Origin of the sequence: Streptomyces sp. CA-210063, from assembly GCF_024612015.1 — a bacterium.
Taxonomy (GTDB): domain Bacteria; phylum Actinomycetota; class Actinomycetes; order Streptomycetales; family Streptomycetaceae; genus Streptomyces.
Window position 1 is genome coordinate 4,128,348 of record NZ_CP102512.1, and the last position, 22,369, is coordinate 4,150,716.

Below are 22,369 nucleotides of genomic sequence, written 5' to 3' on the forward strand. Positions count from 1 at the left end.
GCTCCATATTCTTGATCAACTGATACGCGCCGATATCCACCGACGCGCGTACGGCTCGGGCGCGCGACGGCCGGCCCCGAGTACCCGCCCCGCCCGCGGAGACGCCCGCCCGCTCCACGGTCGGCCGAATCGCTCCCCCGCACCCCTCCCTCCGACCCGACTTGACCGATTTGCCGCTTACTCATGATTTCGCCTGACTCCTCCCGTGAGTTGAGTCACGGGCACTTCACACCTCACCCCCACACCACCCCATCGACTTTCCCTTTGCGGTAGGCAAGTTGAGCCACTGCACGTACCCGCAGCAGACGGGCGGATCATGCCAAACTCAAGGTCAACTGGACCAACCCGCCAAACCGGGACTTGTTCCGGTCGTGTGCTCTCGCATACGTTCACACCCCGTCCGGACGGACCGCCAAATCCTGCCGCCGCCCCGGACGCCCCACCCATTCACCACTCATCCACGCACGGCAGGAGCGGGGGACCCAGGCAAGCCGCCGGTCCGACTTTCCCCAGCGGACCGGCTAGGGGTGAAGCCGAGCGCAGTACGCCCAGCGGACGCGACACGCACAGCGACCGCCGGGACGACGCGCACGGCCGGGCATCTCCAGCCCGAACCCGACAGCTCACCTCGCAGGCGACGGAGAGGAATCCGCCATGCCCGCACGAGGCAAACACCGCCGTCCCAGAAGCAACGCGTTGACCCGTGGCGTCGTCGCCGCCGGAACGGGCGGGGCCGCACTCGCCCTCCCGCTCACGGTCGCCACGACCGCGAACGCCGCCACCCCGGCCCAGGCCGCCACCTCCGCACAGTCGGCCCCGCAGTCCGCGCCGGCCGCGGCCAACCCGCTGACGTACACCGTGGTCTCCGGCGACACGCTCTCCTCCATCGCCCGGAAGCACGGCACGAGCGGCGGCTGGCAGCGGCTCTACCAGGCCAACCGCGCGGCCATCGGCGACAACCCGGCGCTGATCCGCCCGGGCCTGAAGCTGACCCTCAAGGCGACGAAGTCGACCACCGCCTCGAAGGCCTCCACGGCCACGCAGGCGTCCGTCAAGACGTACGGGAACAACCTCGACGGCTGGATCCGCGAGTCGCTGGACATCATGGCGCAGAAGGGAATTCCCGGGTCGTACGACGGGATCCACCGCAACATCATGCGCGAGTCGTCGGGCAACCCGCAGGCCATCAACAACTGGGACTCCAACGCCGCCGCGGGCATCCCCTCGAAGGGCCTCCTCCAGGTCATCGACCCGACGTTCGCCGCGTACCACGTGTCCGGCACCCCGTACGACCCCTACGACCCGGTCGCGAACATCACGGCGGCGTGCAACTACGCCGCCGCGCGGTACGGCTCGATCGACAACGTGTTCGGTCCGTACTGAGCCGTCGGCTCCTCCTTCTTCACCCTGTTCCCCTGGGCCGGCGGGCCCAGGGGAACAGTCGTTCAACAGCCGTTCAGTAGTCGCTCACGGGAAGAGCTTCTCCAGGACCACCGCGATCCCGTCGTCCTCGTTCGACAGGGTCACCTCGTCGGCGACGGCCTTGAGTTCGGGGTGGGCGTTGGCCATGGCGACCCCGTGCGCGGCCCAGTCGAACATCGGGATGTCGTTGGGCATGTCGCCGAACGCGATGGTCTCGTCCGGGGTCAGTCCGAGATGTTCGGCGGCCAGGGCGAGGCCCGTCGCCTTGGTGATGCCGCATGGCTGGAGTTCGACGGTGCCGGGCCCCGACATGGTGACCGTCGCCAGCGAACCGACCGCCATGCGCGCCGCCGAGGCCAACTCGTCGTCGGACAGATAGGGATGGCGCAGCAGCACCTTGCTGATCGGCTCGCACCACAGGTCGTCCCGGCGCGGCACGCGTACGGCGGGCAGCGTGGGGTGCGGCATGAGGTAGCCGGGCTCGATCAGGGTGAGGCCGTCGACCCCGTCCTGGTCGACGGCCGCGTACACCTGTCCGACCTCGGCCTCGATCTTGCCGAGCGCGGTCTCGGCGAGCTCCCGGTTCAGGGTGACGGACCAGAGCAGCCGGTCCGCGCCGGTGTCGTACAACTGCGCGCCCTGTCCGCACACCGCGAGCCCCCTGCTGCCGAGGTCCTCCAGCAGTGGGCGGACTCTCGGCGCCGGCCGTCCCGTCACCACGAGGTGCTGAGCACCGGCCCCCGTGGCCCGCGCCAGCGCGGCGAGGGACCGGTCGGAGAGCGTGTCGTCACTGCGCAGGAGCGTTCCGTCCAGGTCAGTGGCGATGAGTGAATATGCGGTGGGAGCGGCCATGATCAGAGAATACGGATGCCGCGCCCCATCGGTTCGACACGAACCGGACGACGTACGGCACCTCGACGGCCACACCGGCCCCGTACGTCAACCCCCTTTTCCCGAACGCGGGTTCACCGGTGCGACCTGGTCCGCGCCCCCTGGAAACGGCCGCAGGCCTTGAAAGGGGCGCGGGGAACTGCGCGAACAACCCCCACGCACCCGCACCCCGCGACGCACCGCCTCACCGAGCTCGTCCCGGAACCGGCTCACCCATGCGCCGTCGCAAGATGCCGAGCCAACCGAGGCGAAGCGAACTCCGTCCCACACACGAACCGCATCACCGGCCCGTACGACGCCGCCGCCGGCAACCCCGTGAAGTACAGCCCCGGTATCGACGACCGGAACCCGGCCCCGAGCACCGGCGTCCCCCGGCTCACCGCCAGCTCCGTACGCAGCTCGTGCCCGAGAAAGCCCATGGCCCCCAGGTCGACGCGATACCCCGTGGCGGCGATGACATGGTCCGCGCCCCACTCCTCCGTACGGCCGTCATGCCCGCGCAGCACCAGCCGCGGGCTCCCGTCGATGACCCCGGCCCGCACCACCCGCGCGACCTCCCGCGCCTCCACCCGCCCCTCGAACCGCTCGCGCAACCACCACGCGCCCAGCGGCCCGAGCACCCGGCGGACCAGGTGGTGCCGGGTGGCGGCGGGCAAGTACCGGTAGGGGTGCGGGTAATAGCTGAGCGCCCACAACGACCAGGCGCGTCCGAACGGCGACTCGGGGCGCAGCCTCGGCTGCTTCCACGGGGGTGCGCCGAAGGCCACGGACCCTCGCCCGCGCGCGGCGACCCGCACCCGTGCGCCCGCCTCGGCCGCCAGGACCGCCGTCTCCAGGGCGGACTGCCCGGCGCCCACGACGATCAGCTCCTTGCCCTGGAACCGGCTCAGATCGGGGTGCTGGGAGCTGTGCGAGACGGGCCCCGTGGGGGTGGGTCCGTCGACGGCCGCGGCCGCCAGCTCGGGCGGCAGATGCGCCAGCCCGAACAGACCGCTCGCCACCACGACGGCCCGCGCCGCGAACAACTCCCCCGAGTCCAGTTTCAGTTCGAAGCCGCCGCCCTTGCTCCGGTCGACGGACACCACCCGCACCCGCTCCAGCTCGGGCACGAGCCGCTGCTGGAACCACTCCCCGTACGAGACGAAGGTCTCGACCGGGATGATGTCCTCGTCCGTGACGAGCCGCCTGATGCCGGCGGCGTCGCAGTAGTCGGCCAGGGTGTGGCCGCGCTGCGGGGCGTCGATGGTGGACGCCGCCGGGGTCGATTTCAGCAGCATCCCGGCGGGCATGTTGTCCCGCCAGCTGACCATGGGTTCACCGAAGACACGGACCGGAATGCCGTGCGCCCGCAGATGCGCGGCGGTGGACAGGCCGAACGGCCCGGCACCGATGACTGCTACCGGTTGAATCACGAAGTCCCTCCCCAGGACGCGATATGCCTACTTCGTGGGTTTCACGCGATCACCGCATGGGCGTCGCCCGTCTAGGGACGCACATGGGTGGTGCCGGGACGACCGATCCGGCTGGTCCGACCCGTCCGGCCGATCCGACTGGTCCGACTGGTCCGCCACAGCTGATAGAGATGCCTCGCACCCGGCCGTACGAAGCGCGCCAGCATCGTGAGGAACGGCAGCGGGTCGTCACCCGCGAACCACGCCAGCTCCGTACCGCTCGCGCGAGCCGGCGCGTGCGGCGTGGTGTACCCGCTGCGCCGGTAGGCGAGCAGGGCCGGCAGATCGATGTTCTCCACGATGTACCGACGTCCGGCGAGCTGCTCCCCCTCCGGCACCGAACGCCCGGTCAGATCGAGATGCATGGCGCGCACGACGTCGATCCCGGCCTCGTTCTCGAAGAGCCGGAACTGCGCGCCCATCCGCGGATTGAAATCGAGCAGCTTGTACTGCCCGTCCCGCCGGTCGAACCGCAGATCGAGGTCGATGACGCCACTGAATCCGATCTGTTTGATGAACCGCGCGGCGATGTCCGCGAGTTCCGGATTGTCGACGACATACGCGTTGGCCGTCATCCCCGCATGCGGCGGCCACGACCGCACCTTCACCCCGGTGAACATCGCCAGCGGTGTCGAGTCCGCGTCGAAGTACGCGTGCACGATCCAGTCCTCGGCGTCCTCCCGGGGCAGATACTCCTGGAGAATCACCCCGGGCCGCTCGCCCCATCCCCGGGCGAGCCGCAACAGCCCTTCCCGGTCGGCGATCCTCGTCGTGCCGTTCACCGCGGGCTGCCGGCGCCGCTCGAACGCCTCCCGGTTCTTGGCCACCACGGGAAAGCGAGCCCGTTCCGCGAACCGCTCGACATCGTCGTACGACTGCGGAAAGGAACTCACGGGACTGGAAATCCCGTGCTCCCCACACAGTTCATGGAGCCCCTTTTTGCTGGCGAGCCGCCGGGGCAACGTCCCGTCGACGCGAGGAAAGAGAAATCGCTCCCCCAGCTCCTCCTGATGCTCGGCGATGAGAACCGCCGCCTCCTCATCCGTCGGAATGAGAACAGTCGGCCGCCCGATCTCCCGCCCGATGCCCAGCAGTCTGTCCACCAACCACTCGGGCTCCTCCGTCCCGGTCGTCGGCCACACGAAGGCCCGCCGCAGATAGCGCGAGACGGCGGCCGGTGTGCAACGGTCCTCCGTGATCGCATACATCGGCACCCCGAGCCGCCCCAGGCTGCGGATGGCTCCGACCCCACCATGGTGCAGCGGATAGTCACCGAACTTCACGACGAGCCCAGGAACGCCCCGGTCCACCGGTACCGGCGCAGCCCAAGAACCCCTGGCCACGGGTCCCCCCACGTGTCCCCCCTACCGGACCCGGACCCACCCCGTCCGCGTCCCCCACAGGACGCTAAGCCGGAACCTTCCACTCCGACCCTCCCCTATCAGGACATTACGAACTCTTTAGACACTCCCCGATCTCGTCACCGCCCCGTAACGTGTGCCGCGACCAGAGGTACGACGGAACGCACGAGAGCGAGGCAGCGCCCGATGCCCCCCTTCGATGTCCCCGAAGGCGATCCCTTCGACGTCCCCGAGGGCCACCCCTTCGGTCCGCACAACCTCCCCTACGGCGTCTTCTCGCCCCCCGGCTCCGACGCACGCACGGTGGGCGTCCGCCTCGGCGACCATGTCCTGGACGCCGCCGCGGCCGCGTCCGCGCTCGGCTCCCCGTACGCCGCGCTTCTGGCCCACCCCACCCTCAACCCCCTGCTGGCGGCGGGGCGCACGGCCTGGTCGGACATCCGCCGGGCGTTGACGGCCTGGCTGACGGTCCCCTCGCACCGGGAGACGATCGCGCCGCACTTCCGCCCCCTCTCCTCGGTGACCCTCCATCTCCCCTTCGAGGTCTCGGACTACGTCGACTTCTACGCCTCGGAGAACCACGCCCGGAACGTGGGCAAGATCTTCCGCCCCGACTCTCCCGACCCGCTGACCCCCAACTGGAAGCATCTGCCGATCGGTTACCACGGCCGATCCGGCACGGTTGTCGTCTCCGGCACCGAGGTGGTGCGGCCGGCCGGCCAGCGCAAGGCCCCGTCCGACCCGGCGCCCGTGTTCGGCCCGTCCGTCCGCCTGGACATCGAGGCCGAGGTCGGTTTCGTGGTGGGCGTGCCGTCCCCGATGGGTCACCCGGTAGCGTTGGGCGACTTCCGGGACCATGTCTTCGGGCTCTGCCTCCTCAACGACTGGTCCGCCCGCGATCTCCAGGCCTGGGAGTACGTCCCTCTGGGCCCCTTCCTCGGCAAGTCCTTCGCCACCTCGATCTCGGCCTGGATCACGCCCCTGGACGCCCTGGACGAGGCCCGCGTGTCCCCGCCGGACCGTACCCACGCCCTCCTCCCCTACCTGGACGACTCAGCCCCCGACGTCGACCCCGGCGGCTACGACCTCCACCTCACCGTCGCCATCAACGGCCACGTCGTCTCCGAGCCGCCCTTCTCCACGATGTACTGGACCGCCGCCCAGCAACTGGCCCACATGACCGTCAACGGCGCCTCCCTCCGCACCGGCGACCTCTACGGCTCCGGCACGGTCAGCGGCCCCTCCCCCACCCAACGCGGCTCCCTCCTGGAACTCACCTGGAACGCCCGCGACCCCCTCGACCTCCCCACCGGCACACGCACGTTCCTGGAGGACGGCGACGAGGTGACGATCACCGCATGGGCCCCGGGACCGACCGGAACGAAGGTGGGCCTGGGCGAGGTCACGGGCAGGGTTGTGCCCCGGGGCTAGCCCGCCGAGGGACGCGACACCTCGAGCGTGCGATCAACTCACTCGCTGTGCACGATCTGGATCAGGTTGCCGCAGGTGTCGTCCAGGACCGCGGTGGTGACCGGGCCCATCTCCAGCGGCTCCTGGGTGAAGCGCACGCCGAGTCCGCGCAGCCGGTCGAACTCCGCCTGTACGTCGTCCACGGCGAAGGAGGTGGCCGGGATGCCGTCCTCGACGAGCGCGGTCTTGTACGGCTGCACCGCGCGATGGCCGGAGGGCTCCAGCAGCAGCTCGGTTCCGTCGGGATCCTCCGGCGAGACCACGGTCAGCCACCGGTCCTCGCCGATCGGGACGTCGTGCTTCTTCACGAAGCCCAGCACATCGGTATAGAAACGCAGCGCCTTCTCCTGGTCGTCGACGAAGACACTGGACAGGTGGATCTTCATGGGGTGCGCCTTTCGTTCGGAGTTCTACGCCCAGTCATCGTGCTCGGGCTCCGGCTCCACATCGGTCCAGTCGAAGTCCTCGGCCGCGTCACCCGTCGGCCCCGGCGACGCCGGGGCCGAGGTGTCCCCGCTCGCCTCTTCCCATGCCGGTCCCGACGCCGACCCCGAGCCCGACGCCCCACCGGGAGCCCCGCCCAGCGAAGCGAGCACCCCCAGTACGCCCTCCCCGTACGTCGCGAGCTTCTTCTCGCCGATGCCGCTGATGGTGCCGAGCTCGGCGACGGAGGTGGGAGCCGTGGCCGCGATCTCGCGAAGGGTGGCGTCGTGGAAGATGACGTAGGCGGGGACGCCCTGTTCGCGGGCCTGTTCGGCGCGCCAGGCGCGCAGGGCCTCGAAGACGGGGACCAGCTCGTCCGACAGTTCGACGGCGGCCGCCTTGGCCTTGCGGTCGCCCCGGCCGGAGCCCGAGGAACCCGAGCCGCCCGCCGCCGACCGCGAGGTCACCGGCTTCTTCGGCTCCTTGCGCAGCGGCACCTCCCGCTCCCGCCGCAGCACCGCCCCGCTCTCCTCGGTGAGCACGAGCGTGCCGTACTCGCCCTCGACCGCGAGGAGCCCCTGAGCGAGCAACTGCCGCACCACCCCCCGCCATTCACCCTCGGCCAGCTCCTCGCCGATACCGAAGACGGACAGCTGGTCGTGGTCGAACTGGATGACCTTCGCGGTCCGCCGCCCCATCAGGATGTCGACGATCTGCACGGCGCCGAACTTCTGCCCGCGCTCCCGCTGCAACCGCACCACCGTGGAGAGGACCTTCTGCGCGGCGACGGTGCCGTCCCAGGTCTCCGGCGGTACGAGGCAGGTGTCGCAGTTGCCGCAGCCCTCGGCCTGCGGTTCCTGACCGAAGTACTGGAGCAGCTGGCCGCGCCGGCACTGGGCGGTCTCGCAGAGCGCCAGCATCGCGTCCAGATGGCTGGCGGCCCGGCGGCGGAACGCCTCGTCGCCCTCACTGCCCTGGATCATCTTCCGCTGCTGTATGACGTCGTTCAGGCCGTACGCCATCCAGGCCGTGGAGGGCAGGCCGTCGCGGCCGGCGCGGCCAGTCTCCTGGTAGTAGCCCTCCACCGACTTCGGCAGGTCCAGGTGCGCGACGAACCGTACGTCGGGCTTGTCGATGCCCATGCCGAAGGCGATCGTGGCGACGACCACGAGCCCTTCCTCCCGCAGGAACCGCGACTGGTGTGCCGCGCGGGTGCCCGCGTCGAGGCCCGCGTGGTACGGCACCGCCTCGACGCCGTTCTTGCTCAGGAATTCCGCCGTCCGTTCGACGGAGTTGCGGGACAGGCAGTAGACGATGCCCGCGTCGCCGGGGTGCTCCTGGCGCAGGAAGGACAGGAGCTGCTTCTTCGGGTCGGCCTTGGGCACGATCCGGTACTGGATGTTGGGCCGGTCGAAGCTGGCCTCGAAGTGCCGGGCCCGGGGCATGGCCAGCCGCTCGGTGATCTCCCGGTGCGTGGCGTGGGTGGCGGTGGCCGTGAGCGCGATGCGCGGCACGTCCGGCCAGCGCTCGCCCAGCAGGGACAAAGACAGGTAGTCGGGCCGGAAGTCGTGTCCCCACTGGGACACGCAGTGCGCCTCGTCGATCGCGAACACGGAGATCTTGCCGCGTCCGAGCAGATCGAGCGTGGCGTCGAGCCGCAGCCGCTCCGGCGCGAGATACAGCAGGTCGAGCTCCCCCGCGAGGAACTCCGCCTCGACCACCCGCCGCTCGTCGAAGTCCTGCGTGGAGTTCATGAACCCTGCGCGCACGCCCAGCGCCCGCAGCGCGTCCACCTGGTCCTGCATCAGTGCGATCAAGGGGGAGACCACAATGCCCGTACCTGGTCTGACCAGGGACGGAATCTGATAGCAGAGGGACTTGCCGCCGCCGGTCGGCATGAGCACGACGGCGTCCCCGCCCGCGACCACATGCTCGATGACCGCTTCCTGCTCGCCCCGGAAGGCGTCGTACCCGAAGACCCGGTGGAGCACGGCCAGCGCCTCGCTCTCCGCCCCGCGTCCCGCGCCCACGGCCCCGCCCGGCCCCGGAGCCGCCCCGCCCGCTCCCGGCCCGGCTGTCCTGCCCTCGTCCGCCATCACACTCGTCCCGCCCGTCCCGATCATCGCCCGTCCCCCGCGCCGTACGTCCTGTGCCGCCCGTGCTTCCTCCAGCCCTTGCCACCATAGGCGCCCGCACCGACAGCCTCAGAGTTATCCACAGGCTCCACCCGTGCGGGTTCCGCCGCGCCCACACTCAGCGACCGGCGCATACGGCGGGACCCGGCCCCCAAGGAGGAGACCGGGTCCCGTCGAATCCGCGGGCGGGGTGGAGCGTCAGCGGACGAACACTCCCGCCTGCCCCGCCAGATCCAGGAAGTACTGCGGCGCGACACCGAGCACCAGCGTGACGGCCACGCCGACCCCGATCGCGGTCATGGTCAGCGGCGACGGCACGGCGACGGTCGGCCCCTCGGGCCGCGGCTCGCTGAAGAACATGAGCACGATGACGCGGATGTAGAAGAACGCGGCGATGGCCGACGAGATCACACCGACCACGACGATCGCGCCCGCGCCGCCCTCCGCCGCCGCCTTGAACACGGCGAACTTCCCGGCGAACCCGGAGGTCAGCGGAATGCCCGCGAAGGCCAGCAGGAAGACCGCGAACACGGCCGCCACCAGCGGTGACCTGCGCCCGAGCCCGGCCCACTTGGACAGATGCGTCGCCTCGCCGCCCGCGTCCCGCACGAGGGTCACCACGGCGAACGCGCCGATCGTCACGAACGAGTAGGCACCCAGGTAGAACAGCACGGACGAGACGCCGTCGGGCGAGGCCGCGATGACACCGGCGAGGATGAAGCCGGCGTGGGCGATCGACGAGTAGGCGAGCAGCCGCTTGATGTCGGTCTGGGTGATGGCGACGATCGCGCCGCCCAGCATGGTGACGATGGCGACGGCCCACATGACCGGCCGCCAGTCCCAGCGCAGACCGGGCAGGACGACGTAGAGCAGGCGCAGCAGCGCGCCGAACGCCGCCACCTTCGTGGCCGCCGCCATGAACCCGGTGACCGGCGTGGGCGCGCCCTGGTACACATCCGGTGTCCACATGTGGAACGGCACCGCGCCGACCTTGAACAGCAGGCCCATGACGACCATGGCGGCGCCGATGAGGAGCAGCACGTCGTTGCCCATGGTGCCGGCGAGGGCGGGGTTGATCTCTGCGATGGTGCCGTCGACGACCTGGGCGATCGTCGCGTACTTCACCGAGCCCGCGTAGCCGTACAGCAGGGCGATGCCGAAGAGGGTGAAGGCGGAGGCGAAGGCGCCGAGCAGGAAGTACTTGACCGCGGCCTCCTGCGACATGAGCCGCTTGCGGCGGGCCACGGCACACAGCAGGTAGAGCGGGAGCGAGAAGACTTCCAGGGCGATGAACAGAGTCAGCAGGTCGTTGGCCGCCGGGAAGATCAGCATGCCGCCGATCGCGAAGAGCAGCAGCGGGAACACCTCGGTGGTGGTGAACCCGGCCTTCACCGCGGCCTTCTCGCTGTCGCTGCCGGGCACCGACGCGGCCTGCGCGGCGAAGGAGTCGACCCGGTTGCCGTGCGCGGCCGGGTCGAGGCGTCGCTCGGCGAAGGTGAAGACGCCGAGGATGCCGGCCAGGAGGATCGTGCCCTGGAGGAACAGGGCCGGTCCGTCCACGGCGATGGCGCCCATCGCGGCGATTCCGGCCTTCGTGGTGCCGTATCCGCCCGCCGCGAGGGCGACGACCGCGGCGAAGGCGGCCGCCAGGGCGACGACGGAGACGAACACCTGGGCGTAGTAGCGGGACCTGCGCGGCACGAAGGCCTCGACAAGCACCCCGATGATCGCCGCCCCGATGACGATCAGAGTGGGCGACAATTGACCGTATTCGATCTTCGGCGCGTCGATCTTCGTGATCGGGTCGGCCGCGGTTGTCCACAGGCTGTGGACGGCTGATGCGCTCACTTGGCGGCCTCCACCTCGGGCTGGGGGTCCTTCTGCTTCACGTCGGACATGGTGTGCTCGACCGCCGGGTTGACGATGTCGGTGACCGGCTTCGGATAGACGCCCAGGAAGATCAGCAGCACGACCAGCGGGGCGACCACCACGAGTTCCCGCACCCTCAGGTCGGGCATCCCCTCGACCTCGGCCTTCACCGGGCCCGTCATCGTCCGCTGGTAGAGGACGAGGACGTAGAGCGCGGCGAGGACGATGCCGACGGTGGCGATGATCCCGATCACCGGGTAGCGCGCGAACGTGCCGACCAGGACCAGGAACTCACTGACGAACGGGGCGAGGCCCGGCAGCGACAGCGTCGCGAGGCCGCCGATCAGGAACGTGCCGGCGAGCACCGGCGCGACCTTCTGCACGCCTCCGTAGTCGGCGATGAGCCGGGATCCGCGCCGCGAGATCAGGAATCCCGCCACCAGCATCAGGGCGGCCGTCGAGATCCCGTGGTTGACCATGTAGAGCGTCGCGCCGGACTGGCCCTGGCTGGTCATCGCGAAGATGCCCAGGATGATGAACCCGAAGTGCGAGATCGACGCGTACGCCACCAGCCGCTTGATGTCCCGCTGGCCGACCGCGAGCAGTGCCCCGTAGATGATGCTGATGAGGGCCAGGACGAGGATCGCGGGCGTCGCCCACTTGCTGGCCTCCGGGAACAGCCCGAGGCAGAAGCGGAGCATCGCGAAGGTGCCGACCTTGTCGACGACCGCCGTGATGAGGACGGCGACCGGGGCGGTGGACTCCTGCATGGCGTTGGGCAACCAGGTGTGCAGCGGCCACAGGGGCGCCTTCACCGCGAAGGCGAAGAAGAAGCCGAGGAACAGCCACCGCTCGGTGCTGGTCGCCATCTCCAACGAGCCGTTGGCGCGGGCTTCGGTGATCTCCTGGAGCGAGAAGTTCCCGGCGACGACGTACAGGCCGATCACCGCGGCCAGCATGATCAGGCCGCCGACCAGGTTGTAGAGGAGGAACTTCACGGCGGCGTACGAGCGTTGCGTGGACGCCGTCTCCTCGCCGTGTTCGTGGGCCCGGTCCCCGAAGCCGCCGATGAGGAAGTACATCGGGATGAGCATGGCTTCGAAGAAGATGTAGAAGAGGAAGACGTCGGTGGCCTCGAAGGAGATGATCACCATCGCCTCGACGGCCAGGATCAGGGCGAAGAAGCCCTGAGTGGGCCGCCACCTCTTGTTGCCGGTCTCCAGCGGGTCGGCGTCGTGCCAGCCCGCGAGGATGATGAACGGGATCAGCAGGGCGGTGAGCGCGACGAGCGCCACCCCGATGCCGTCCACGCCCAGCTCGTACCGCACCCCGAAGTCCGCGATCCAGGCGTGGGACTCGGTCAGTTGGTAGCGGTCGCCGTCCGGGTCGAAGCGGACCAGGACGATCACGGCCAGCACGAGGGTGGCCAGCGAGACGATCAGCGCCAGCCATTTCGCGGCCTCGCGCCGCGCGGCCGGTACGGCGGCCGTGGCGATCGCCCCGAGGGCCGGGAGCACCGCCGTCGCTGTCAGCAGAGGAAAGGACATCGGTATCAGACCGCCCTCATCAGCAGGGTCGCGGCGATGAGGATCGCAGCGCCGCCGAACATCGAGACCGCGTACGACCGTGCATAGCCGTTCTGGATGCGGCGCAGCCGGCCGGAGAGGCCGCCCATGGTGGCCGCCGTGCCGTTGACGACGCCGTCGACCAGGGTGTGGTCGACGTACACGAGGGAGCGCGTGAGGTGCTCTCCGCCGCGTACGAGCACGACGTGGTTGAAGTCGTCCTGGAGGAGGTCCCGCCGGGCGGCCCGGGTGAGCAGCGACCCGCGCGGGGCGACGACGGGGACGGGCCGGCGCCCGTACTGGAGCCAGGCGAGGCCGACGCCGATGACCATCACGGCGACGGTGGAGATCGTGACCGTCAGCGCGCTGATCGGCGGGTGCCCGTGCGCGTGGTCGGTGACGGGCTCCAGCCAGTGGATGAACCGGTCGCCGATGCTGAAGTAGGCGCCGCCGAAGACCGATCCGACGGCCAGCACGATCATGGGGATCGTCATGACCTTGGGCGACTCGTGCGGGTGCGGCATCTCGCCGGGGTGCACCTCGATGCCGGGCTCGACACTCGGCGCCTTGTCCGGATCGGGAGCCGGCCGCCACCGCTCCTCACCGAAGAACGTCATCAGCATCACGCGCGTCATGTAGTACGCGGTGATGGCCGCGCCCAGCAGGGCCACACTGCCGAGGATCCAGCCCTCGGTGCCGCCCTTGGCGAAGGCCGCCTCGATGATCTTGTCCTTGGAGAAGAAGCCGGACAGACCGGGGAAGCCGATGATGGCGAGGTAGCCGAGGCCGAAGGTGACGAAGGTGACCGGCATGTACTTGCGGAGGCCGCCGTACTTGCGCATGTCGACCTCGTCGTTCATACCGTGCATGACCGAGCCGGCGCCGAGGAACAGGCCGGCCTTGAAGAAGCCGTGCGTCACCAGGTGCATGATCGCGAAGACATAGCCGATGGGGCCGAGGCCCGCGGCCAGCACCATGTAGCCGATCTGGGACATCGTCGATCCGGCGAGGGCCTTCTTGATGTCGTCCTTCGCGCAACCGACGATCGCACCGAAGAGGAGCGTGACCGCGCCAACCACGGTGGTGACGAGCTGGGCGTCCGGCGAGGCGTTGAAGATGTCGGCGGAGCGGACGATCAGATAGACGCCCGCGGTGACCATGGTCGCGGCGTGGATGAGGGCCGAGACCGGGGTCGGGCCCTCCATCGCGTCCCCGAGCCAGGACTGCAGCGGCACCTGGGCGGACTTGCCGCAGGCGGCGAGCAGCAGCATCAGCGCGATGGCGGTGAGCGTGCCCTCGCCGGTCTCACCCGTGGCCTCCAGGACCGGCCCGAAGGCGAAGGTCCCGAAGGTGGTGAACATCAGCATGATGGCGATGGACAGGCCCACGTCGCCGACGCGGTTGACCAGGAAGGCCTTCTTCGCGGCGGTGGCGGCGCTGGGCTTGTGCTGCCAGAAGCCGATCAGCAGGTAGGAGGCGAGGCCGACGCCCTCCCAGCCGACGTACAGCAGCAGGTAGTTGTCGGCGAGGACGAGCAGCAGCATCGCCGCGAGGAACAGGTTCAGATAGCCGAAGAAGCGGCGTCGGCGCTCGTCGTGCTCCATGTACCCGATCGAGTACACATGGATGAGCGAGCCGACTCCGGTGATCAGCAGGACGAACGCCATCGACAGCTGGTCGAGCTGGAAGGCGACGTCCGCCTGGAAGCCCTCGACGGGCACCCAGCTGAACAGGTGCTGGCCGATCTCGCGGTGTTCGGCGTCCTTGCCGGCCATGTCGGCGAAGAGGACGACGCCGATGACGAAGGAGGCGGCGGCGAGGGCCGTGCCGATGTGGTGGCCGACGGCGTCGAGGCGCCGGCCGCCGCACAGCAGGACGGCCGCTCCGAGCAGGGGCGCCGCCACCAGCAGCGCAATCAGGTTCTCCACGATTCTTCCGACCCCTTACAGCTTCATCAGGCTGGCGTCGTCGACCGAGGCCGAGTGGCGGGACCGGAACAGCGACACGATGATCGCGAGTCCGACCACGACCTCCGCGGCGGCGACGACCATCGTGAAGAAGGCGATGATCTGGCCGTCGAGATTGCCGTGCATCCGGGAGAAGGCGACCAGGGCGAGGTTGCAGGCGTTGAGCATCAGCTCGACGCACATGAACACCACGATCGCGTTCCGCCTGATCAGGACGCCGGTGGCGCCGATCGTGAACAACAGTGCGGCGAGATACAGGTAGTTGACGGGATTCACTTCGATGCCTCCCCGCTCTTCCCGCTGCGTCCGCTGTTCGAGCGCTCCAGGCGGTCCTCGGCGCGCTGTTCCAGTGCCTTGAGGTCGTTGAGCGCCTCGGTCGACACGTCGCGGATCTGGCCCCGGTCGCGCAGTGTCTTGCTGACGGTCAGGTCGGACGGGGTGCCGTCGGGCAGCAGGCCCGCGATGTCGACCGCGTTGTGCCGGGCGTACACGCCGGGGGCCGGCAGCGGCGGGAGGTGCTTGCCCTCGCGTACGCGCTCTTCGGCCAGCTCCCGCTGGGTCTTGGCGCGCTCGGTGCGCTCGCGGTGGGTGAGGACCATGGCGCCGACGGCGGCCGTGATCAGCAGGGCGCCGGTGAGCTCGAAGGCGAACACGTAGTCGGTGAAGATCAGGGCCGCGAGGCCCTCCACATTGCCGCCCGCGTTGGCCTGGCCGAGGCCGTTGAACTCCGTCAGGGCCGCGTTGCCGATGCCGGCGGTCAGCAGGATGCCGAAGCCGAGGCCACACAGCAGGGCCAGCCAGCGCTGGCCCTTGATGGTCTCCTTCAGGGAGTCCGCCGCGGTGACGCCGACGAGCATCACCACGAACAGGAACAGCATCATGATCGCGCCGGTGTAGACGACGATCTGCACGACGCCCAGGAAGTAGGCACCGTTGGCCAGGTAGAACACGGCCAGGATGATCATGGTGCCGGCGAGGCAGAGCGCGCTGTGCACGGCCCTCTTCATGAAGACGGTGCACAGGGCGCCGATCACGGCGATCGTGCCGAGCACCCAGAACTGGAAGGCCTCACCGGTGGAGGTGCCGGCGGAAAGAGTGGCTGCGGCGGCGAGTTGCTGCGTCATCGGCGGATCACCTTCTCCGACGCCGGCTCGTCCTCACCGAAGGTGGAGGCGGCCTCCTGGGGCACCTCGCCCTTGGAGAGGGCCACCTGGCGCTCCGTACCGGGCGCGGCCTCGGTGACCAGCCCCCGGTAGTAGTCCTGCTCGTCCGTGCCCGGGAAGATCGAGTGGGGTGTGTCGACCATGCCCTCCTCGAGACCGGCGAGCAGCTGCTCCTTGGTGTAGATGAGGTTGGCGCGGCTGGAGTCGGCCAGCTCGAACTCGTTGGTCATCGTCAACGCGCGCGTGGGGCATGCCTCGATGCACAGGCCGCACAGGATGCAGCGGGCGTAGTTGATCTGGTAGACGCGGCCGTACCGCTCGCCCGGGGAGTAGCGCTCCTCGTCCGTGTTGTCGGCGCCCTCCACATAGATGGCGTCGGCGGGACAGGCCCAGGCGCACAGCTCGCAGCCGACGCACTTCTCCAGGCCGTCCGGATGGCGGTTGAGCTGGTGCCGACCGTGGAACCGCGGGGCCGTGGTCTTCTGCTGCTCCGGATACTGCTCGGTCAGCCGCTTCTTGAACATGGCCTTGAAGGTCACGCCAAAGCCGGCGACGGGGTTCTGGAAACCCGGCTTGGTCTCCTTCGGCTCCTCAGCCATCGGACGCCTCCTTCCCATTCGAAGATCCGTCACTGTCAGTATCGGACCCACCACTGACAATCAGCTCCCGCTCCCGTCGCGGACGCCTGCGCGGCACCGGCGGGAGGGTCTGTCCGGGCAGGGGCGGTACCGGGAATCCGCCGGCCATCGGGTCGAAGGCGGCCGGTTCGGCGGGCTGGTCCTGTGCCTCGCGCCGGTCGCGGAACATGTCCGCGACGACCGACAGGAGGAACAGCACGATGACGGCGCCGGCCACGTACAGCGCGATCTCGGCGAAGTCGTAGTTCTCGTTCCGGAGGGTCCGTACCGTCGCGACGAGCATCAGCCAGACCACGGAGACCGGGAGGAGGACCTTCCAGCCGAGCTTCATCAGCTGGTCGTAGCGGACGCGCGGGAGTGTGCCGCGCAGCCAGATGAAGAAGAACAGCAGCAGCTGCACCTTCACCACGAACCAGAGCATCGGCCACCAGCCGTGGTTGGCGCCCTCCCAGAAGGTGCTGACGGGCCAGGGAGCCCGCCAGCCTCCGAGGAACAGCGTCACCGACACGGCCGAGACGGTCACCATGTTGACGTACTCGGCGAGCATGAACATCGCGAACTTGATCGACGAGTACTCGGTGTTGAAGCCGCCGACCAGGTCGCCCTCGGACTCCGGCATGTCGAAGGGGGCGCGGTTGGTCTCGCCGACCATGGTCACGATGTAGATCACGAACGAGACCGGCAGCAGCACGATGTACCAGCGGTCCTGCTGCGCCTCCACGATCGCCGAGGTCGACATCGACCCCGAGTAGAGGAAGACCGAGGCGAACGCGGCGCCCATCGCGATCTCGTAGGAGATCATCTGCGCTGCGGAGCGGAGGCCGCCGAGCAGCGGGTAGGTGGATCCGGAACTCCAACCCGCCAGCACGATGCCGTAGATGCCGACGGAGGCGACCGCGAGGATGTAGAGCATCGCGATCGGCAGGTCGGTGAGCTGCATCGTGGTGCGCTGGCCGAAGATCGAGATCTCGTTGCCGGCCGGGCCGAAGGGGATCACCGCGATCGCCATGAAGGCCGGGACGGCCGCGACGATCGGCGCGAGGACGTAGACGACCTTGTCCGCGCGTTTGACGATGACGTCTTCCTTGAGCATCAGCTTGATGCCGTCGGCGAGCGACTGGAGCATGCCCCAGGGGCCGTGCCGGTTGGGGCCGATGCGCAGCTGCATCCAGGCCACGACCTTGCGTTCCCACACGATGGAGAACAGCACGGTGATCATCAGGAAGGCGAAGCAGAACACCGCCTTGACGACGACCAGCCACCAGGGGTCGCGGCCGAACATCGAGAGGTCTTCAGCGGCGAGGTACAAGCTCATGCCTCCACCTCCTCGGGGGCCTCGGCGGCGAGCGTCGCGGGGCCGATACGGACGAGTGCGCCGGGCAGTGCCCCGGTGTCGGAGGCGACGCCCGAGCCGGTGGAGTTCAGCGGCAGCCAGACGACGCGGTCGGGCATCTCGGTGATCCGCAGGGGCAGTTCCACGACCCCGGCGGGGCCGGTGACCGCGAGGACGTCACCGTTCTTGACGCCGGCCTCGGCGGCCGTGGCGGCGGACACGCGCGCGTGGGCGGCGTGCCGCGTCCCGGCGAGCGCCTCGTCACCGTCCTGGAGGCGGCCCTGGTCGAGCAGCAGCCGGTGCCCGGCCAGTACGGCCTCCCCGGCGGCCGGGCGCGGCAGTCCGGCCGCGACCTCCCCCGGCTCGGAGGCCTTCGGTCCGTCCCACGCCCCGAGCCGGTCCAGCTCCGCGCGCGTGGTGCGCAGATCGGGCAGCCCCAGGTGGACGTCCATGGCGTCGGCCAGCATCTGGAGCACCCGCCCGTCGGTGGGTGCCACCCGGCGCGTCATCTGGTCGGGCTTCAGCGCGGCCTCGAACATCCGTACGCGACCTTCCCAGTTCACGAAGGTGCCCGCCTTCTCGGCGACGGCCGCGACCGGAAGCACCACGTCCGCGCGCTCGGTGACCTCGCTGGGCCGCAGCTCGAGCGACACCAGGAAGCCCACCGCGGAGAGTGCCTCACGCGCGCGCGACGGAGCGGGCAGATCGGCGACTTCCACACCCGCCACCACCAGGGCCCCGAGCTCTCCGGTGGCGGCGGCCTCGACGATCTGCCCGGTGTCCCGGCCGTACCGCGGCGGGAGTTGGGCGACCCCCCAGGCGGCGGCGACCTCCGCGCGTGCGCGCGGGTCGGTGGCCGGACGCCCGCCCGGCAGCGCCGACGGCAGCGCGCCCGCCTCGACGGCGCCGCGCTCCCCGGCCCGCCGCGGGATCCACACCAGCCGCGCGCCGGTCAGGGACGCGGCCCGCACGGCGGCGGTGAGTCCGCCCGGCACGGCCGCGATCCGCTCCCCGACGACGATCACCGCGCCCTCGGTGCGCAGCGCCTCGGAGGCCTTGATGCCGTCGTCCTCCAGGCCGAACCCGCTCGCGAGGGCGTCCAGCCACTCGGTCTCGGTGCCGGGCGCGGCGGGCAGCAGCGTGCCGCCGGCCTTCTCCAGACCCCGGGTGGCGTGGGTGGCCAGCGAGAACACCTGCTGCTTGTGCTTGCGCCAGGCCTTGCGGAGCCTGAGGAAGACTCCGGGCGCCTCTTCCTCCGCCTCGAACCCGACCAGCAGGACCGCGGGTGCCTTCTCCAGGGAGGCGTACGTGACGCCCGTACCGTCGAGGTCACGGCCGCGTCCGGCGACCCGGGCGGCCAGGAAGTCGGCCTCCTCACCGCTGTGCACGCGCGCGCGGAAGTCGATGTCGTTCGTGTCGAGGGCCACCCGCGCGAACTTGCTGTACGCGTAGGCGTCCTCGACGGTGAGCCGGCCACCGGTCAGGACACCGGCCCGGCCGCGTGCGGCGAGAAGCCCCTGGGCGGCGGCCTCCAGGGCCTCCGGCCAGGACGCGGGCTCCAGAACGCCCTCCGCGTTGCGGACGAGGGGGGTGGTCAGCCGGTCCGGTCGCTGCGCGTACCGGAACGCGAACCGCCCCTTGTCACAGATCCACTCCTCGTTGACCTCGGGGTCGTCGCCGGCGAGGCGCCGCATGACCTTGCCGCGCCGGTGGTCGGTACGGGTCGCGCAGCCGCCGGAGCAGTGCTCGCAGACGGACGGCGAGGAGACGAGGTCGAAGGGGCGGGAGCGGAATCGGTACGCCGCCGAGGTCAGCGCGCCGACCGGGCAGATCTGGATGGTGTTCCCGGAGAAGTACGACTCGAAGGGGTCGCCCTCACCGGTGCCGACCTGCTGGAGCGCGCCCCGCTCGACCAGCTCGATCATCGGGTCGCCGGCGACCTGGTTGGAGAACCGGGTGCAGCGGGCGCACAACACGCACCGCTCACGGTCGAGCAGCACCTGCGTGGAGATCGGCACGGGCTTCTCGTAGGTGCGCTTCCTGCCCTCGAAGCGGGACTCGCTGTGGCCGTGCGACATGGCCTGGTTCTGCAGCGGGCACTCGCCGCCCTTGTCGCAGACCGGGCAGTCCAGAGGGTGGTTGATGAGCAGGAGCTCCATCACACCCTTCTGGGCCTTCTCCGCGACCGGCGAGGTGAGGTGAGTCTTGACGACCATCCCGTCCGTACAGGTGATCGTGCAGGACGCCATGGGCTTGCGCTGGCCCTCGACCTCGACGATGCACTGGCGGCAGGCGCCGGCCGGGTCGAGGAGGGGGTGGTCGCAGAAGCGGGGGATCTCGATGCCGAGCTGTTCGGCGGCCCGGATCACCAGGGTGCCCTTGGGCACGCTGATGTCGACGCCGTCGATCTTCAGCGAGACGAGATCCTCCGGCGGGACCGCCGCCTCCCCGCCTCCGGAGGGAGCGCTGGTGGTCACGGTCATGCGTTCACCTCCGCGTGCTTGTCCTTGTCGGCCCAGGCCGTCGACCTGGCCGGGTCGAACGGGCAGCCACGGCCCGTGATGTGGTCCTCGTACTCCGCGCGGAAGTACTTGAGGGAGGAGAAGATCGGCGAGGCGGCGCCGTCGCCGAGGGCGCAGAAGGACTTGCCGTTGATGTTGTCGGCGATGTCGTTCAGCTTGTCGAGGTCGCTCATGACGCCCTTGCCGGCCTCGATGTCGCGCAGCAACTGCACCAGCCAGTACGTGCCTTCGCGGCAGGGGGTGCACTTGCCGCAGGACTCGTGGGCGTAGAACTCGGTCCAGCGGGTGACGGCCCGTACGACGCAGGTCGTCTCGTCGAAGCACTGGAGTGCTTTCGTGCCGAGCATGGAACCCGCGGCACCCACTCCCTCGTAGTCAAGAGGGACGTCGAGGTGCTCGTCGGTGAACATCGGGGTCGAGGAGCCGCCCGGCGTCCAGAACTTGAGGCGATGCCCGGGGCGCATCCCGCCGCTCATCTCCAGGAGCTGACGGAGTGTGATGCCGAGCGGGGCCTCGTACTGGCCGGGGCTGGCGACATGGCCGCTGAGCGAGTAGAGCGTGAAGCCGGGAGACTTCTCGCTGCCCATCGACCTGAACCATTCCTTGCCCTTGTGCAGGATGGCGGGAACCGACGCGATCGACTCGACGTTGTTCACGACAGTCGGGCACGCATAGAGGCCCTCGACAGCAGGGAAGGGGGGACGAAGCCGCGGTTGACCACGGCGGCCTTCGAGCGAGTCGAGCAGCGCGGTCTCCTCACCGCAGATGTACGCGCCCGCGCCCGCGTGCACGGTGAGCTGGAGGTCGAGTCCGCTGCCCAGGATGTTCTCGCCCAGGAAGCCGGCCTCGTAGGCCTCACGTACGGCCTCGTGCAACCGCCGCAGAACAGGGACGACTTCACCACGCAGATAGATGAAGGCATGCGAAGACCTGATGGCATGGCACGCGATGACGATGCCCTCGATGAGGCTGTGCGGGTTCGCGAAGAGGAGCGGAATGTCCTTGCACGTTCCGGGCTCCGACTCGTCGGCGTTGACAACTAGATAATGTGGTTTTCCATCACCCTGGGGAATGAACTGCCATTTCATTCCTGTCGGGAATCCCGCGCCGCCACGGCCGCGCAACCCGGACTCCTTGACGTACGCGATGACGTCGTCCGGTGACATGGCCAGCGCCTTGCGCAGCCCCTCGTACCCCTCGTGCCTCCGGTAGACGTCCAGCGACCACGACCTGTCCTCGTCCCAGAAGGCCGACAGCACGGGTGCGAGCAGCTTCTCCGGGCTGGTGCCCTTCATCTCGGGTGCCAACGTCATCACTCCCCCTCCTCGGCGGTAGGCCCTGCCGGGTGGGCCGGGTCCGAGGCCGACGTGTCGTGCGGCGCGTCGTGCGAGCTGAGGTGTTCGGCGGGCGACGGCTCGTGCACCTTGTCGTGCGGCTCGTCGTGCGGGCCGCCGTCCCGCGGATGGACCACGCGCGCGGGTGCGGCCTCTCCCCTTGCCAGACGGAGGCCGACCAGCGAGGCGGGTCCCGCACCGCCGCTCGCCTCGACGGCCCCTGGTCGCTCGTCGGGGAAGCCGGCGAGGATCCGCGCGGTGTCCTTGAAGGTGCACAGCGGCGCCCCGCGCGTCGGCTCGACCTCGGCCCCCGCGCGCAGATCGTCGACGAGGCGCTTGGCGCTGTCCACGGTCTGGTTGTCGAAGAACTCCCAGTTGACCATCACGACCGGCGCGAAGTCGCAGGCCGCGTTGCACTCGATGTGCTCCAGGGTGACCTTGCCGTCGCCGGTGGTCTCCCCGTTGCCGACGCCCAGGTGGTCCTGCAGCGCCTCGAAGATCGCGTCGCCGCCCATCACCGCGCAGAGGGTGTTGGTGCAGACGCCCACCTGGTAGTCACCGGATGGCTTGCGCCGGTACATGGTGTAGAAGGTGGCGACGGCGGTGACCTCGGCCGTGGTCAGGCCGAGCACCTCGGCACAGAACCGCATGCCGGTGCGGGTGACATGGCCCTCCTCCGACTGCACGAGATGCAGCAACGGCAGGAGGGCGGAGCGGGAGTCCGGGTAGCGGGCGACGACCTGGGCGGCGTCCCGCTCCAGCCGGGCTCGAACGTCGTCCGGGTAGTCGGGCGCGGGCAGTTGCGGCATGCCCAGGCTGACGCCC

At 69.7% G+C, this 22,369-nt stretch carries 17 protein-coding genes; 2 read left to right on the top strand and 15 right to left on the bottom strand.

From position 1 onward, the window contains the following. Positions 1-654 precede the first annotated feature (654 nt). Positions 655-1,383, top strand: a complete 729-nt coding sequence (locus JIX56_RS17705; protein ID WP_257541827.1) for a LysM peptidoglycan-binding domain-containing protein — start codon at positions 655-657, stop codon at positions 1,381-1,383. A gap of 84 nt (positions 1,384-1,467) precedes the next feature. Here JIX56_RS17705 and JIX56_RS17710 read toward each other — a convergent pair whose 3' ends face one another. The 3 genes from JIX56_RS17710 to JIX56_RS17720 all read right to left on the bottom strand — a co-directional run bounded on the left by JIX56_RS17710 (position 1,468) and on the right by JIX56_RS17720 (position 5,119). After that, a complete protein-coding gene (locus JIX56_RS17710) occupies positions 1,468-2,274 on the bottom strand; it encodes an HAD family hydrolase (protein WP_257541828.1) in 807 nt (268 codons plus the stop codon). A 248-nt stretch (positions 2,275-2,522) separates the two neighbouring features. Continuing rightward, a complete protein-coding gene (locus JIX56_RS17715; RefSeq protein WP_257541857.1) occupies positions 2,523-3,725 on the bottom strand; it encodes an NAD(P)-binding domain-containing protein in 1,203 nt (400 codons plus the stop codon). A gap of 71 nt (positions 3,726-3,796) precedes the next feature. Beyond that, positions 3,797-5,119: a carboxylate--amine ligase gene (locus tag JIX56_RS17720; RefSeq protein ID WP_443031835.1), complete on the bottom strand. Its 1,323-nt coding sequence runs from the start codon at positions 5,117-5,119 to the stop codon at positions 3,797-3,799. A gap of 192 nt (positions 5,120-5,311) precedes the next feature. Between JIX56_RS17720 and fahA the strand changes: the two genes are divergently transcribed. Continuing rightward, positions 5,312-6,556, top strand: coding sequence for a fumarylacetoacetase (gene fahA, locus JIX56_RS17725; RefSeq protein ID WP_257541861.1), 1,245 nt, complete (start codon positions 5,312-5,314; stop codon positions 6,554-6,556). Positions 6,557-6,594: 38 nt separating this feature from the next. Here fahA and JIX56_RS17730 read toward each other — a convergent pair whose 3' ends face one another. From JIX56_RS17730 to nuoE, 12 genes are all read right to left on the bottom strand, one after another. Beyond that, positions 6,595-6,981, bottom strand: coding sequence for a VOC family protein (locus JIX56_RS17730; protein ID WP_257541863.1), 387 nt, complete (start codon positions 6,979-6,981; stop codon positions 6,595-6,597). Positions 6,982-7,005: 24 nt separating this feature from the next. Continuing rightward, the gene (gene recQ / locus JIX56_RS17735; protein WP_257541865.1) at positions 7,006-9,141 is read right to left on the bottom strand and encodes a DNA helicase RecQ; all 2,136 of its coding nucleotides are present in this window, start codon (positions 9,139-9,141) and stop codon (positions 7,006-7,008) included. A gap of 210 nt (positions 9,142-9,351) precedes the next feature. After that, entirely contained in the window at positions 9,352-11,001 is a 1,650-nt protein-coding gene (gene nuoN, locus JIX56_RS17740) for an NADH-quinone oxidoreductase subunit NuoN (protein ID WP_257541867.1), read from the bottom strand. Further along, positions 10,998-12,569 (bottom strand): NADH-quinone oxidoreductase subunit M, encoded by a 1,572-nt coding sequence (locus JIX56_RS17745; RefSeq protein WP_257541869.1) that lies wholly within the window; start codon positions 12,567-12,569, stop codon positions 10,998-11,000. The genes nuoN and JIX56_RS17745 overlap by 4 nt, the downstream gene beginning before the upstream one ends. A 5-nt stretch (positions 12,570-12,574) precedes the next feature. Continuing rightward, entirely contained in the window at positions 12,575-14,515 is a 1,941-nt protein-coding gene (nuoL, locus tag JIX56_RS17750) for an NADH-quinone oxidoreductase subunit L (protein WP_257541871.1), read from the bottom strand. A 15-nt stretch (positions 14,516-14,530) separates the two neighbouring features. Then, positions 14,531-14,830, bottom strand: a complete 300-nt coding sequence (gene nuoK / locus JIX56_RS17755) for an NADH-quinone oxidoreductase subunit NuoK (protein ID WP_009310327.1) — start codon at positions 14,828-14,830, stop codon at positions 14,531-14,533. Continuing rightward, positions 14,827-15,678 carry an NADH-quinone oxidoreductase subunit J gene (locus JIX56_RS17760; protein WP_257541873.1) on the bottom strand — a complete coding sequence of 284 codons (852 nt, stop codon included), beginning with the start codon at positions 15,676-15,678 and terminating at the stop codon, positions 14,827-14,829. Before JIX56_RS17760 ends, nuoK begins: the two co-directional genes overlap by 4 nt. Then, on the bottom strand, positions 15,675-16,316 hold the full coding sequence (gene nuoI, locus JIX56_RS17765; protein ID WP_257541874.1) for an NADH-quinone oxidoreductase subunit NuoI: 642 nt from the start codon (positions 16,314-16,316) through the stop codon (positions 15,675-15,677). Before nuoI ends, JIX56_RS17760 begins: the two co-directional genes overlap by 4 nt. After that, the gene (gene nuoH, locus JIX56_RS17770) at positions 16,309-17,670 is read right to left on the bottom strand and encodes an NADH-quinone oxidoreductase subunit NuoH (protein ID WP_257541876.1); all 1,362 of its coding nucleotides are present in this window, start codon (positions 17,668-17,670) and stop codon (positions 16,309-16,311) included. Before nuoH ends, nuoI begins: the two co-directional genes overlap by 8 nt. Next, positions 17,667-20,171, bottom strand: a complete 2,505-nt coding sequence (locus JIX56_RS17775) for an NADH-quinone oxidoreductase subunit G (RefSeq protein WP_257541878.1) — start codon at positions 20,169-20,171, stop codon at positions 17,667-17,669. Before JIX56_RS17775 ends, nuoH begins: the two co-directional genes overlap by 4 nt. After that, on the bottom strand, positions 20,168-21,526 hold the full coding sequence (nuoF, locus tag JIX56_RS17780) for an NADH-quinone oxidoreductase subunit NuoF (RefSeq protein WP_257541880.1): 1,359 nt from the start codon (positions 21,524-21,526) through the stop codon (positions 20,168-20,170). The genes JIX56_RS17775 and nuoF overlap by 4 nt, the downstream gene beginning before the upstream one ends. Further along, entirely contained in the window at positions 21,523-22,353 is an 831-nt protein-coding gene (gene nuoE, locus JIX56_RS17785) for an NADH-quinone oxidoreductase subunit NuoE (protein WP_257550940.1), read from the bottom strand. The genes nuoF and nuoE overlap by 4 nt, the downstream gene beginning before the upstream one ends. Between the last annotated feature and the right edge of the window lie 16 nt (positions 22,354-22,369).

Excerpts from the sequence above, each read along its gene's own strand:
- JIX56_RS17705 (WP_257541827.1), top strand. The coding sequence starts at position 655 with ATGCCCGCACGAGGCAAACACCGCCGTCCCAGAAGCAACGCGTTGACC.
- JIX56_RS17710 (WP_257541828.1), bottom strand. The coding sequence starts at position 2,274 with ATGGCCGCTCCCACCGCATATTCACTCATCGCCACTGACCTGGACGGA.
- fahA (WP_257541861.1), top strand. The coding sequence starts at position 5,312 with ATGCCCCCCTTCGATGTCCCCGAAGGCGATCCCTTCGACGTCCCCGAG.
- JIX56_RS17730 (WP_257541863.1), bottom strand. The coding sequence starts at position 6,981 with ATGAAGATCCACCTGTCCAGTGTCTTCGTCGACGACCAGGAGAAGGCG.
- recQ (WP_257541865.1), bottom strand. The coding sequence starts at position 9,141 with ATGATCGGGACGGGCGGGACGAGTGTGATGGCGGACGAGGGCAGGACA.
- JIX56_RS17745 (WP_257541869.1), bottom strand. The coding sequence starts at position 12,569 with ATGTCCTTTCCTCTGCTGACAGCGACGGCGGTGCTCCCGGCCCTCGGG.
- JIX56_RS17760 (WP_257541873.1), bottom strand. The coding sequence starts at position 15,678 with ATGACGCAGCAACTCGCCGCCGCAGCCACTCTTTCCGCCGGCACCTCC.
- nuoI (WP_257541874.1), bottom strand. The coding sequence starts at position 16,316 with ATGGCTGAGGAGCCGAAGGAGACCAAGCCGGGTTTCCAGAACCCCGTC.
- nuoH (WP_257541876.1), bottom strand. The coding sequence starts at position 17,670 with ATGAGCTTGTACCTCGCCGCTGAAGACCTCTCGATGTTCGGCCGCGAC.
- JIX56_RS17775 (WP_257541878.1), bottom strand. The coding sequence starts at position 20,171 with ATGACCGTGACCACCAGCGCTCCCTCCGGAGGCGGGGAGGCGGCGGTC.
- nuoE (WP_257550940.1), bottom strand. The coding sequence starts at position 22,353 with ATGCCGCAACTGCCCGCGCCCGACTACCCGGACGACGTTCGAGCCCGG.